Origin of the sequence: Mucilaginibacter sp. Bleaf8, from assembly GCF_018390515.1 — a bacterium.
Lineage (GTDB): Bacteria > Bacteroidota > Bacteroidia > Sphingobacteriales > Sphingobacteriaceae > Mucilaginibacter.
Genome location: NZ_JAHBBK010000003.1, coordinates 747,960 through 761,524, shown reverse-complemented (window position 1 = coordinate 761,524; position 13,565 = coordinate 747,960). Strand labels below are relative to the sequence as shown.

The following is a 13,565-nucleotide window of genomic DNA, read 5'->3' as shown; positions in this document are numbered from 1 at the left end:
CGTGAAAAACTTCATCAGCTTATATTACAAAAACCTGTTTTTAACTACCCGCCTGCTGGCCGGGTTAATTGGCTGTTCGGTATTCTTTATTTTCCGTTTCTTTTTTGAATGGTTGGGCGTGTTACCGCAACTGGCTTTCTGGGCCCTGATCATTTTGCTGCTTATAGATATTGTAATGCTATACAGCAACCGCAATGGCGTATTTGCCCGCCGTGAGGCTCCCGAAAGGTTAAGTAACGGCGACGATAATGAACTGGGCGTATACATCGAAAACTTCTATACGTTCCCTCTATCCGCCGGTATTATAGATGAGATTCCTTATCAATTTCAAAAACGTGATGTATGGTTTAAAACCAGCATAAAACCGCGACAGCATAAGCTGATCTCTTACCAGCTGAAACCCTTAAAGCGCGGTGAATATGAGTTTGGTTTAATCCGAGTGTTTGCGCAATCGCCGCTGGGGTTAATCAGCAGGCGTTATAACTTTGCAGAAAGCGAGGTTTTGCCCGTATATCCGTCCTTTTTACAGATGCGCCAGTATGAATTGCTGGCTATATCCAACCGCTTGAACGAAGTGGGTATTAAGAAGATCAGGCGATTGGGCAACAGTATGGAATTTGAGCAGATTAAAGCTTATGTACCCGGCGATGATTATCGCACCATCAACTGGAAGGCCTCGGCCCGGCATGGCAGCCTGATGACCAACAACTACACCGACGAAAAATCGCAGCAGGTGTATTGCATCATCGACAAGTCGCGGTCGATGAAAATGCCATTCGAAGGCTTAAGCCTGATGGACTATGCCATTAACGCCAGCCTGGTACTCTCTAATGTAGCATTGCTTAAGGAAGATAAAGCGGGCCTAATTACCGTTGCAGAAAAGATCGGCGCTATTGTACCAGCCGAAAAGAAACCGGCACATATCAATAAAATACTGGAGGTATTGTATAAGGAGAAAACCCGCTATCTGGAAACCAACATGGAGCTGCTTTATGCCACTACTCGACGCGTAATAAAACAGCGCAGCCTGGTGGTGTTTTTCACTAACTATGAAAGCATGCCGGCTTTAGAGCGCCACCTTCCGTTTTTAAAACGTATAGCCAGCTTTAATTTATTGTTAGTGGTGTTTTTCGAAAATACAGAGCTTAGAAAAGTAAGCGAGCAGCCTGCTACTGATGTGGAAGGCGTATACATAAAAACCATTGCCGAAAAATTTGCTTACGATAAAAAGATGATGGTAAAGGAACTGGCCAAACATGGTATCCAATCCATCCTTACGGCACCGCAAAATCTGACAGTCAATACCGTAAACCGGTATCTGGAACTAAAAGCAAGACAAAAGATTTAAGGTCTTAAAACTAAAAAATGCCACCTCGAATGATAATAAGAGATATTATACCTTGCTAATTATGGTATAATTCTCTCATTATCGTTTAAGATGACAGCTGAATTTTAAAGGAATAGTCTTTAAATGTATAACGGCTGATCTTACCTATCAACCTACATTCCCGGCAGTTTAATGTCCGATGCCTTCAAGTCTTTGATAATGCGCTCCTGAAGGTTCAATTTGGCAGATAGGAAGTTACCCGGTTGCACCCATACACGTATAGTAAAGCGGTACCCATCGGGATCAATTTGAGAGATACCAAGGTATTTGGAAGGCTGCACCAAGATATTTTCGGTAGAATCGATCGATTTACTGATTACGCTCTTTACCTTATCGATATCTGCAGCAAAATTAAGCTTAAGTTCGATATCCAACCGGCGGCTACCCTGACGCGATACATTCACAATTACCTCATTAAACAGTTTACCGTTAGGTATAATCACCGTTTTATTATCATAGGTAAGCACAACAGTATAAAATATCTGGATGGAAGTAACTACGCCGTCCTGGCCTTGTGCAATAATATTGTCGTCTATTTCAAAGGGCTTAAGCAGCAAGATCATTACACCGCCGGCAAAATTTTGCAGCGTGCCCGATAAAGCTAAACCTGCAGCCACCGTGGCCGCACTCAGAATGGCTGTAAAGATAGTGAGCTCAATGCCCATTATCTCCATCACCACAATAATCAGCACCAGGTGCAGGGCAGTAATAGATAAACTTAGAAAAAATGGTTGTAATGATGAATGGACTTTCTTGTGTGCCATGCGGCGTGTCATCCATCTGCGTAGAAAGCTTATAAGTGACAGGCCTATGAAAAATACAATGATACCTATCAGCAATTTAGGGCCGTTGTTAACTACCCATGAATAAGCTTTGTCATATAAATCGGTAACCGAAGGCGAAGCTGGGGCCTTGGCTGCAAGCATTAAATTAATTAATGTCAGTAGCTGAAAATTCATTCAGCAAGTTTACGACATTAAGCTCACAAATAATTCAGGACCTTTAAGTACTACCCACTCAAATATCCTTGTCTGCAATTGTCTCTTTCTCTGGGTAATGTGTTTCATATCGCTTACAAAATATCAAACTATATGCCTGTAACTATAAATTCGAAATTTTATGCAAAAATATAACATACGCCCAGCAACATCTGGGCGTTTATTAATCATTTGATTAATAAAATATAACCTAAAAGCCGTTTTTACGTAAATATTAGGTCGCAAAAACAAGAACCCCTGTCTGGAAAATCAGACAGGGGTTCGATTTGTATGCAATTTAATACGATGTATGGTTTGATTACATCATACCGCCCATGCCGCCCATTGGAGGGGCACCAGCACCAGCTTTTTCATCTTCCGGATCATCAGCCAACACACACTCGGTGGTTAACAGCATCGCTGAGATTGAAGCAGCATTCTCTAAAGCTACACGTGATACTTTAGTAGGGTCAATTACACCAGCACCGATTAAGTTTTCGTATTTATCAGTACGGGCATTGTAACCAAAGTCGGCAGTGCCTTCTTTTACTTTTTGTACTACGATTGAACCTTCGATACCTGCGTTTTGACAGATTTGACGTAACGGCTCTTCAATAGCACGGCGGATGATCTGGATACCAGTTTTCTCATCCTCGTTAGCACCTTCAACGTTTGCTAAAGCAGCAACCGCACGGATGAAGGCTACACCACCACCAGCTACGATACCTTCTTCAACGGCAGCGCGGGTTGCGTGTAAAGCATCATCAACACGGTCTTTTTTCTCTTTCATCTCTACTTCGGTAGCAGCACCTACGTACAATACAGCTACACCACCAGATAATTTAGCTAAACGCTCTTGCAGTTTTTCTTTATCATAGTCAGAAGTAGTGGTTTCGATCTGTGATTTGATTTGGTTAACGCGGGCTTTGATTGCCTCAGCATCACCATAACCGTTAATTACAGTAGTATTGTCTTTGTCAATAACTACTTTCTCAGCAGTACCCAGGAAGCTTAAGTCAGCATTCTCCAGTTTAAAGCCTCTTTCTTCAGAAATCACAGTACCACCAGTCAGGATAGCGATATCTTCCAGCATAGCTTTACGACGGTCACCAAAGCCAGGCGCTTTAACAGCAGCAACTTTCAGTGAACCACGGATTTTGTTAACTACCAAAGTAGCTAAAGCTTCACCGTCTAAATCTTCAGCGATGATAACCAGTGGTTTTCCGGTTTGTACTTGTTTTTCCAGGATTGGAAGCAATTCCTTCATTGAAGAAATCTTTTTATCGTAGATCAGGATATAAGGGCTATCCAGTTCTGCTTCCATTTTATCAGCATTGGTTACAAAGTACGGAGAAAGGTAACCACGGTCAAACTGCATACCTTCTACAGTTCTTACTTCAGTTTCTGTACCTTTAGCTTCTTCAACGGTAATTACACCATCTTTACCTACTTTGCCCATAGCATCAGCAATCAGGGTACCAATAACTTCGTCATTGTTAGCTGAAATGCTGGCTACTTGTTTAATTTTGTTATTGTCTTCGCCAACAGTTTGAGATTGCTCACGCAGGTTAGCCACAACAGCTGCAACAGCTTTGTCAATACCGCGCTTTAAATCCATTGGGTTAGCACCAGCTGCTACGTTTTTGATACCTGCAGTGATGATAGCCTGCGCCAAAACAGTAGCGGTAGTAGTACCGTCACCTGCAATATCAGCAGTTTTAGATGCTACTTCTTTCACCATTTGTGCACCCATGTTCTCTAAAGAATCTTTTAATTCGATTTCTTTAGCTACAGTGACACCGTCTTTAGTGATAGCCGGTGAACCAAATTTCTTGTCGATAATTACGTTACGACCTTTAGGGCCTAAAGTTACTTTAACTGCGTTTGCTAAAGTGTCCACACCGCGTTTCAGAGCATCGCGTGCTTCAACATTGTATTTTACTTGTTTTGCCATGTCTTTTTTAAGTTTTGTTTTGTTGAGTGAGAGAATGATTAAATGCTGAACAGGATGTCAAATTAATCCTTCGGTTCATCAAACCTTCAATAATTACAGAACTGCGTAGATATCAGATTCACGCATAATTAAGTACTCTTTGCCTTCGTAAGTAATTTCAGTACCGGCATACTTGCCATATAAAACCTGATCACCTACCTTAACAGTTAAAGGCTCATCTTTTTTACCATCACCTACAGCTACAATAGTTCCTTTTTGAGGTTTTTCTTTAGCGGTATCAGGGATAAAGATACCAGATGCAGTCTTTTCTTCGGCAGGAGCAGCTTCTACTACTACTCTGTCTGCAATAGGCTTAATGTTTAATGACATAATTATAGATTTTATATTTTTAAAGTGTAAATGTTGGTTTTACGCATACTCAGTAACAGCAATTATGCCAACCGTTATACAAGCAAAATTTGTCAGCTACGGGCTGATGTAATGTCAGTTTAAAACTAAGTAGGGAAAAGAGAGCAGGGCTTACAATGGCATGACAATGCCATGATGGCAGAATGCCTGAAAACAAAAAAGGCCCCGGTTGCGTACCGGAGCCTCTGTATATTTAAATTACTTTTTAGTTGTATCTGTTGGTTTTGCCGGTGCAGCAGGCGCGCCCGGTGGCGGCATGGTGCTGTTAACTGCGCCCGTTGGTTTTGATGCTTTCTGAATCTGATCGCGGTACTGGGATGCATCGCTGCCTCCGCTGCTGCTTTTCACTGCCATATTGATGCCTAATGACAGCACCATTAAAGAGATGGCTAAAACCCAGGTTCCTTTTTCTAAAATATCACCTGTTTTTTGCACGCCCAGCATTTGTGAAGAACTTGAAAAGTTAGATGACAAGCCACCACCTTTAGGGTTTTGTATCAATACAATAATGGCTAACAGTACGCAAACCAAAATGGCTACAATTAATAATACGATGTACATTGTTTATGTTAATTAATCTTTTTTACTAAAACTTCAATCTGGCTTGCAAAGTAACTGCTTTTTTCCGGATTTTTCAATATTAAAATTTTATAAGCAGCTATGGCTTTTGCATATAGCATTTGATCGGCATAAATGCGGGCCAGCGTTTCGGTAATCATCTCCTCATCATCCTCGGCGCTATAGCGGGCCTTATTTTCATTATCCAGCTTATCGCTGCTTGGCGGCTTTATCTGGGGCTCTTCTTTAATAAAACGTTCTATGATCTGGTCTTCACGCTTACGACTCTCCAAAGTTTGCGGTTCTGTATCCGGCTGCCTGTCAGAAGCATTAGCAGTAGTACCTGTTTGCTGCGAAGCAAAAGGCTGATATATACCACTGTATTCTCTACGGGTTTTGTCCAGCCACCACATAAAACTGTAAGGCATGGTATCATCATTATACCGGGTTACTTTGTTGGGCGCAACAGCGGGTTGGTTAACAGGCTTAACAAACGGCGGCTTGTTGCTTTGCTGGTTGATATAGCCTTCGGGCGCAGCATCGGGCCTATTCCGATCAATAAACGAACGATCGAACACAAAATAGTTACTGGCCGCAATATTTTCAATAATCAGCTTTTGCGTTTCGGGCAGCGGTGCCGACGGCTCTTCGTTTACCGTTTGCAAAGATGTTGCTTCAACTGTATCCGGTTCCGCTTCTTTAAGAACCTGAACAGGTTCAACTACCGGCTGTTCCTGTACATCTTCAACAACCTCATAGTAGCTATCACTTTTCTCGGCAACTTGCTCTGCAGATACCGAAACTGTGCTGCCAACCTCTCCAACCGATTCATTAATCACTTCCGGCTCATAAGCTTCAGCCTGCGATTCAGCAACTTTTGTTTGCTGAACTATGATTTGCGCAGACGATACCTGCGGTAAAGTAGCCGGTGCATTTACCACTTGATAAAGCGAACTACCGGCAAACCATGCTGCCGCTGCCTTTAAACTGGCCGTATCACTTTCTGTAGCCATCAAAGCCCGAAGCAAACCGCTTTGCGGAAAAGCTTTCACCAGCGCATCTGCCTGGCTCAAATAAGCGCTATCCGGCTGATTTGGCCGTGCCAAAACCTGCTGAAATATATCCTGATATTGCTGAAGTTGATTCTCTTCCACGTAGGTTGAACTAAGTAATGCTTACCAATTGGCAAAAGCCTTATTAAAAATATCTTCGGTTAACTGCTGGTTGATTACCTGGATCAGGTTCTGCTCCTGCCCTGCCAAATCACCCCTAAAATCGGTATAACGGCTGAAAGACTGCTCGTAATTCTGCTTCTTGTCTTTCTCGTTCACGTATTTTACGTTTATCGTAATGGTCAATCTGGATGACGAGGCAATAGGCGCCTGATTACCTTGTGTGGCCTGAACCGCAACCGGCGCTATGCTATAACCGGTTATGGCGCCTGATATAACCGCATCGGCCTCGCCCCGCACAATAGCTAATCGCGTTTGTGAACGGATACGATTCTTTAATGACTCGGTAAACAGCTGACTCAGGTTGTTCACTACCAGCGGCGCATTATTTTCAAAAAATTCCACATTAATAGTTTTCATCTCAGGCGGTATAGAAGCGCCGTTCAGGGTTACTGAACATGATGAAAAAAGGCCAACGGTGGCCAAAATCAGTACAATAGTGAGCGTTGCTCGTTTTAGCAGCATTATAAATTCAGTTCTTTAATTTTACGATACAAGGTGCGTTCAGAAATACCCAGCTCATGGGCCGCCAGCTTACGTTTGCCTTTGTGCTTTTTAAGGGCCTTACGTATCAGGTCCGACTCTTTATCAACCAACGACAACGACTCCTCTACCTCCTCGGCGTGAGGTGTAATAATGGGCTCGTTAATTTTGCTGTTATTTGTATTAACAACGGGCTGTTGCAAAGTAAATTGTGTTTCCTGATGATCGGGTAATTCGATATCATGGTACAACTGGTTTAACACCTGCGGATTATGCGCATAGCTGCCCGGTGCAGCACCATGCTCAATGATTTCAGCTACCAGCTTTTTAAGCTCCACCATATCACGCTTCATATCAAACAGCACTTTGTAAAGGATGTCTCTTTCGGAAAAATCCTCGCGCGATTGATTTTCAACACGCATGGGCAGGTTACTGCGGCCGGCTTCATGCGGAATATAATTTAGCAACGTTGCAGCAGTAATAGTACGGTCGCGTTCTAATACGGCCAGTTGCTCCGCAATATTTTTTAACTGACGGACGTTACCCGGCCAGTTATAATTTGTAAGCACCTGCTGAGCACTTTCATCCAACTGCATAGGAGGCGTGCGATATTTGTCGGTAAAGTCTGCCGCAAACTTGCGGAACAGCAGGTACACATCCTCGCGGCGATCACGCAGCGGTGGTATCCGTAGCGGAACGGTATTTAAACGATAGTACAAATCCTCACGAAATTTGCCGGCCTTTACAGCTTCATACACATCTACGTTGGTGGCGGCTATAACGCGCACGTTAGTTTTTTCTACCTTGGATGAGCCCACCCGAATAAACTGACCCGACTCCAGAACCCGCAGCAAGCGAGCCTGCGTACCTAAAGGCATTTCGCCAATCTCATCCAAAAATATAGTGCCGCCGTTAACAGTTTCAAAATAACCTTTACGTTCGCCAACAGCGCCGGTATAAGCGCCTTTTTCATGACCAAAAAGTTCCGAATCGATAGTACCCTCGGGTATAGCCCCGCAGTTTACGGCAATAAATGGCCCGTGCTTGCGCGAGCTAAGTTGGTGTATAATATGCGAGAACGCCTCTTTACCACTACCGCTTTCGCCGGTAATGAGTACCGAAATATCGGTAGGCGCTACCTGGTTTGCAATATCTATAGCCCGGTTTAGCAGCGGCGAATTGCCGATGATCCCAAAGCGTTGTTTAATTTCTTGTACGTCCATGTTGTAGATTTAGATGTAAAATACAGGACATAACAATATACGGCTAAGAGATTCTTAACCGTATATTATATAATGCCTTTAATCAACCACTTTGCCAAGCAAGGTGGCGGTAGTGCACCTTTCAACCCATATGTTTACATACTGGCCGGGCTTATAGTTTTCACTTACCGGAAAAACTACCATGGCATTCTGGTCGTTACGACCGCAATAATCTTTGTCCGATTTCTTAGAGAAACCCTCGATCAAAACTCTTTGCACTTTACCTACCTGTGCCTGTAAACGCTCGTACGAATGCTCACGCTGCTTGTTCACAATCTCTTTCAAACGACGGTTTTTAACCGCTTCCGGAATATCATCTGCATAACGCTTGGCAGCCAACGTACCCGGACGCTCGGAGTACATAAACATGTAAGCATAATCATACCGCACAAAATCCATCATGCTTAGTGTTTCCTGGTGCTCTTCTTCCGTTTCTGAACAGAAACCGGCAATTACATCGGTTGATATAGCACACTCGGGAATGATGCGACGAATGGCATTCACGCGGTCCATATACCATTCACGGTCATAAGTACGGTTCATGAGTTCCAGTACACGGCTATTGCCTGATTGTACCGGCAAGTGGATATACTTACAGATATTATCGTATTTAGCTATGGTATACAGCACCTCGTCGGTAATATCTTTAGGATGCGAGGTAGAGAAGCGTACGCGCAAATCAGGATGAATCAAAGCCACCATTTCGAGCAACTGCGCAAAGTTGGTTCCTTTAATTTCGTCAATTGATATGCTATCGCCTTCGGCAGTTGGTTTCCATTTGTACGAATCTACGTTCTGGCCCAGTAAGGTAACCTCACGATACCCCTGGTCAAACAATGATTGGCACTCGTTTACTATAGATTGCGGATCGCGACTACGCTCGCGGCCACGGGTAAACGGCACCACGCAAAATGAGCACATGTTATCGCAGCCACGCATAATAGACACGAAGGCGTTGATACCATTACTGTTTAAACGAACCGGATTAATATCAGCATAAGTTTCTTCGCGCGACAGGAGCACGTTCACGGCGCGGGCACCGTCATCTACCTGGTCAATCAGGTTGGGCAAGTCGCGGTAGGCATCAGGGCCTACTACTACGTCAACCAGCTTTTCCTCTTCTAAAAACTTTGATTTCAAACGCTCGGCCATACAGCCCAGCACGCCTACAATCAGGCCGGGGTTTTTCACCTTGGCCACTGTAAATTCTTTCAGACGGTTACGCACACGCTGCTCTGCATTTTCACGGATTGAACAGGTGTTGATGAAAACCACATCAGCGTTGTTGTAATCTGTAGTGGTTTCAAAGCCTTTATCCAGCAAAATTGAGGCAACAATTTCACTGTCTGAAAAGTTCATGGCGCAGCCATAGCTTTCAATATATAGTTTGCGGCCGTTATATTTAGGATCAGATTTGTTTTCAGCCTGCTCCAGCATCAATGCCTCACCCTGCCTGCTTTCATCATGTGTTTTATCCGGAATAAGCAAATCCATCATTATCAAATTTTTTAGAGCTGCAAAAATACATAATTTTTATTTACATGAATGACAGTTTGTCAGCATTTAACAAAATTTAAGTTTGCTTGTTAAGGTAATAGATTTAACCCGCACGGTAATGGATAATGAGCAACGCCCAAGAAAAAAATTTCCAAAATGGCCTTTCATCGTACTGGCCATATTGCTGCTTATTGGCGGTGCCGGATATTACTTTTATAACAAGTACATAGCACAAGACCGTTGGAAACCTTACCTGCAACAACAATTACAGGAAGCTATCATCAGCTCAAGCGATAGTCTTTATCATATCCAATACTCTGACTTTGATCTTAACCTGGCATCGGGCGATGCCATACTGAGCGACTTTAAACTGATACCCGACACCAACGTATACAACCGTTTGGTAGCGCAGAAAAAAGCACCCGATAATATTTACGCTCTCCGGGTAAAAAAGCTAACTATTAAAAATGTAGGCGCCCGCAAAGCCTATCAGGAAAAGATCCTGAATATAAACCGGATTATTATTGACAACCCGGACCTGCTTATTGTTAATAAGCGGCTGCATTTTAACGACAGCGTTAAAGTGGGCAAGCCCAAAACGCCCTATCAGCTTATTAAAAAGATTTTTAAACAACTGCGTATAGATTCCATTGCGCTGAATGATATCAGCCTTAAATATGTGAATAAGAATTACCGCTTACCTAAAAAGAACACGCTAAAGCATGTAGATATCAGTATATCTGATGTTTACATTGACTCGCTTTCTGAAAAAGACAGCAGCCGTTTCTACTATACCCGTGGTGTGCAGTTAAAAGTACATGATTATAAGCTGGCTACGCCTGATAGCCTGTACTATGCTGTAGCTAAACAAATCAGCTTTTCAACCGCGCAGCGAAATCTTATTTTGGATAAAGTAGCGCTGCAACCCCGCTATAGCAAAAAAGCCTTTTACGACAAAATACGCCGACCACAAGAGCGCTATGACCTGCGCTTTAACCGCATAGCCATTAATGACATTGATTTGCAGCGCTTTTTACGCAACCAGCAGTTATATGCAGGTACCATAAACATTAATAAACCGTTTGTTGAAATTTACAATAACAACGCTTACAAAAAACATGTAAAAACCAGCAAAATAGGCAAAGACCCGCACCAAGCACTGCAAAGGGTAGCACTGGATATGAAACTAACCCGCCTTAATATTTATGATGCCGATGTTACCTATGCCGAAGCTGATGCCCGCACCGGCTTTACGGGCACCATACTTTTTAAACATACCAGCGGCTACCTTACCAACGTAACTAACGATCCGGCTGCCAAGGCCAAAAACCATTACATGTCGGCACACCTGCGCACCCGCTTTATGAACGCTGGTGATTTGCAACTAAACCTCAGGTTTAATCTGAATGACCCTAAAGGCGGCTTCACCTACTCGGGCGTACTGGGCCGGTTTGACGGGCGTGTGCTCGACAAACTGGTTAAGCCATTGGCGCTGGTACATGTACAATCGGCCGATGTACAAAAATTAGTTTTTAATGTGAGTGCAAATAATTATTTTGGGAGAGGTAATCTGAAGTTCTACTATAAGAACCTGAATGTTCAGTTATTAAAAAAAGAAGAAGGTGTAAAGCAACTGCAAACGCAGGGGCTGATATCCAAAATAGCTAACACATTAATTATTGAGGATAGCAACCCCGACAAAAAAGGCAACTTCAGGCCCGGACCTATCAATTTCAGGCGGGAACCCACCTTGTCTTTTTTCAGCTTTTTGTATAAAAACCTGCTGGATGGCTTGAAGCCAAGCGTAGGCTTTGACGAAAAGACAGAAAACCGGGTAAACAAAACCGTTGAGACGGTTACCAAAACGGTAGAAAAAGTAAACGGCCTGATATCGGATTTTAAACAGTTCCGGGAAGATCGCCGTAAAAAACGTGCAGAGCGTAAGGCCCAAAAAGAAGCAGAAAAGAAAAAAGCCGAAGCCGCCGAAAAAAAGCAAAAGGAAGAAGCGCAGACAACTAATGGCAGTTAAGTTTTTAAAATATGCATGGCAAAAAGCGCTGGCTAAAATTGTATTGATTCTTGTAATTGTAATTATTATTGCAGCTTACTTTGTAAACCGGTACTGGTCGCCCATACTGGCCCAAAAAGTAAAAGCTACGGTACTAACCAGCACTGACAGCTTATACGAGGCCGATTTTAAAGATGCTGATTTTCATATACTGCAAGGCAAGCTGGTAATTCACAACATTACCGTAAAACCCAACATGGCGGTTTACAACCGTAATACCAAACTAAATTTTGCGCCCAATAACTTATATCGCCTTAAAGTAAAACGGTTGGTGATTAAGCGCATGCACCCTTTGCGCCTGTACTTTGATGGCAAGCTGGATATCGGGCAAATTATTTTGAGCGCTCCCGAACTGCAGGTAACTTACCGGCTAAACCATAAAACCGACAGCCTGCCTAAAGATCATCTTACAACCTGGCAGCGCATAAAATCAATGCTCAAATCTATCCACATTGGGCAGGTTATGCTTAATGATGTAAAATTCAAGTATGATGACTACTCGGGTCATAAGCTGGAGATTTCGGAGTTGAAGGAAATGAACTTAACCTGCAATGATCTGCTGATTGACTCAACGACACAAAACGATAAATCGCGCTTCTTTTACTTTAAAGATGTTCAGATTGAACTAAATAATTTTAAACGCTCAGCCGGTAGCGGCTTGTATTATTATCAAGTAAAACAGCTTAAATTCTCGACGCTTACTTCGCGGCTGCAAGCTAACGGATTAAGCATATTACCGGCAGACGAGGCTGTGTTTATGAGCCGTAACATACGCAACCGTTACGCTTTTTCTGCCGATACGTTACAGGCCGACAGCTTCGATTTTAAAACATACAATAAATACCGCAGTATCTACAGTTCAAAAGTGCTCATCAATCATGGTATATTCAGTGTGCTTACCAATACAGCTGCACCTGTATCCAAAGGCAACCGCCTGCGCAGCTTCCCTAACGTTGCTATTCAGCAAATGAGCAACACCATCAAAATTGACACGATAGCCCTACGGCATGTAGATGTTACTTATAAAGGTTACGGCAAACGCTCACATAAGCCCGGGCACATCACGTTAAATAATACCAGCGGCCTGATATTGAATGTTACTAACCACCCGGCAGCATTACAGCATAACAACCTTTGCCAAATGCAATTTACATCGCAGTTGATGAACGAGGGCCCATTAAGCACAAATGCCACTTTCAACCTTACTGATTCGGCCAGGTCATATGCTTATAATGGCACCCTCGGCGCCATGAATCTCGAAAAGCTTAACTCTGTGACCATGCCTTTCGCCTTGGTAAAAATAGCGTCGGGTAAACTTAAGCACTTTAGTTTTGACATTACCGGCAACAAAACCTTATCGCACGGCAGAGTTACTTTGCTATATAATGATTTGCGGATACGCTTGCTTAAAACCGACAGCATGAGGTATCGCAAGCGTGCTATTATCTCTATGATGGCCAACGCAATGATCATCAAACATAACAACCCCGACACCATTGGAGCAAAGCCGCGTAGCTATGAGGTAAGTTATGTAAGACAACCCGACACACCTTTTTTTAAAAGCGTTTGGAAAACATTAGCTATCGGCATCAAATCAACCGCTGGGTATGACCCGGCTACCGAAAAAAGAATAAAAAGCACCATTGCGCGGCACACGGCCAATAAGCAGCAACACGAAGCACAAAAAGCGTTACGCTTAAAACGCCGAACGTATCGCCACAAATAAAAAAGCTTTTAAG

The 13,565-nt window shown here is 43.1% G+C and carries 11 protein-coding genes; 3 read left to right on the top strand and 8 right to left on the bottom strand.

The annotated features are described in order from the left end of the window. The first annotated feature begins 1 nt into the window (after position 1). On the top strand, positions 2–1,348 hold the full coding sequence (locus KHS38_RS16850; RefSeq protein WP_213489704.1) for a DUF58 domain-containing protein: 1,347 nt from the start codon (positions 2–4) through the stop codon (positions 1,346–1,348). A gap of 152 nt (positions 1,349–1,500) precedes the next feature. Here KHS38_RS16850 and KHS38_RS16845 read toward each other — a convergent pair whose 3' ends face one another. The 8 genes from KHS38_RS16845 to miaB form a co-directional block, all read right to left on the bottom strand. Continuing rightward, positions 1,501–2,346 carry a mechanosensitive ion channel family protein gene (locus KHS38_RS16845; RefSeq protein ID WP_249665440.1) on the bottom strand — a complete coding sequence of 282 codons (846 nt, stop codon included), beginning with the start codon at positions 2,344–2,346 and terminating at the stop codon, positions 1,501–1,503. A gap of 337 nt (positions 2,347–2,683) precedes the next feature. Continuing rightward, the gene (groL, locus tag KHS38_RS16840; protein ID WP_213489703.1) at positions 2,684–4,318 is read right to left on the bottom strand and encodes a chaperonin GroEL; all 1,635 of its coding nucleotides are present in this window, start codon (positions 4,316–4,318) and stop codon (positions 2,684–2,686) included. 93 nt (positions 4,319–4,411) lie between these two features. Beyond that, positions 4,412–4,687, bottom strand: a complete 276-nt coding sequence (locus KHS38_RS16835) for a co-chaperone GroES (protein WP_158825270.1) — start codon at positions 4,685–4,687, stop codon at positions 4,412–4,414. Positions 4,688–4,924: 237 nt separating this feature from the next. Then, positions 4,925–5,287, bottom strand: a complete 363-nt coding sequence (secG, locus tag KHS38_RS16830) for a preprotein translocase subunit SecG (RefSeq protein WP_213489702.1) — start codon at positions 5,285–5,287, stop codon at positions 4,925–4,927. Positions 5,288–5,295: 8 nt separating this feature from the next. Beyond that, the gene (locus KHS38_RS16825) at positions 5,296–6,438 is read right to left on the bottom strand and encodes a hypothetical protein (protein WP_213489701.1); all 1,143 of its coding nucleotides are present in this window, start codon (positions 6,436–6,438) and stop codon (positions 5,296–5,298) included. Positions 6,439–6,459: 21 nt separating this feature from the next. Next, entirely contained in the window at positions 6,460–6,981 is a 522-nt protein-coding gene (gene lptE / locus KHS38_RS16820; RefSeq protein WP_213489700.1) for an LPS assembly lipoprotein LptE, read from the bottom strand. Next, positions 6,981–8,222: a sigma-54 interaction domain-containing protein gene (locus KHS38_RS16815; protein WP_213489699.1), complete on the bottom strand. Its 1,242-nt coding sequence runs from the start codon at positions 8,220–8,222 to the stop codon at positions 6,981–6,983. Before KHS38_RS16815 ends, lptE begins: the two co-directional genes overlap by 1 nt. Positions 8,223–8,300: 78 nt before the next feature. Then, on the bottom strand, positions 8,301–9,758 hold the full coding sequence (gene miaB, locus KHS38_RS16810; protein WP_213489698.1) for a tRNA (N6-isopentenyl adenosine(37)-C2)-methylthiotransferase MiaB: 1,458 nt from the start codon (positions 9,756–9,758) through the stop codon (positions 8,301–8,303). 118 nt (positions 9,759–9,876) lie between these two features. Here miaB and KHS38_RS16805 point away from each other — a divergent pair, with 118 nt between their 5' ends. Further along, complete coding sequence (locus KHS38_RS16805; protein WP_213489697.1) at positions 9,877–11,787, top strand: hypothetical protein; 1,911 nt, start codon at positions 9,877–9,879, stop codon at positions 11,785–11,787. Beyond that, the gene (locus KHS38_RS16800) at positions 11,777–13,552 is read left to right on the top strand and encodes a hypothetical protein (protein ID WP_213489696.1); all 1,776 of its coding nucleotides are present in this window, start codon (positions 11,777–11,779) and stop codon (positions 13,550–13,552) included. Before KHS38_RS16805 ends, KHS38_RS16800 begins: the two co-directional genes overlap by 11 nt. Positions 13,553–13,565 lie beyond the last annotated feature (13 nt).

Coding starts and splice junctions, on each gene's coding strand:
- secG (WP_213489702.1), bottom strand. CDS start 5,287: ATGTACATCGTATTATTAATTGTAGCCATTTTGGTTTGCGTACTGTTA.
- KHS38_RS16800 (WP_213489696.1), top strand. CDS start 11,777: ATGGCAGTTAAGTTTTTAAAATATGCATGGCAAAAAGCGCTGGCTAAA.
- KHS38_RS16835 (WP_158825270.1), bottom strand. CDS start 4,687: ATGTCATTAAACATTAAGCCTATTGCAGACAGAGTAGTAGTAGAAGCT.
- groL (WP_213489703.1), bottom strand. CDS start 4,318: ATGGCAAAACAAGTAAAATACAATGTTGAAGCACGCGATGCTCTGAAA.
- KHS38_RS16815 (WP_213489699.1), bottom strand. CDS start 8,222: ATGGACGTACAAGAAATTAAACAACGCTTTGGGATCATCGGCAATTCG.
- KHS38_RS16845 (WP_249665440.1), bottom strand. CDS start 2,346: ATGAATTTTCAGCTACTGACATTAATTAATTTAATGCTTGCAGCCAAG.
- miaB (WP_213489698.1), bottom strand. CDS start 9,758: ATGATGGATTTGCTTATTCCGGATAAAACACATGATGAAAGCAGGCAG.
- lptE (WP_213489700.1), bottom strand. CDS start 6,981: ATGCTGCTAAAACGAGCAACGCTCACTATTGTACTGATTTTGGCCACC.
- KHS38_RS16805 (WP_213489697.1), top strand. CDS start 9,877: ATGGATAATGAGCAACGCCCAAGAAAAAAATTTCCAAAATGGCCTTTC.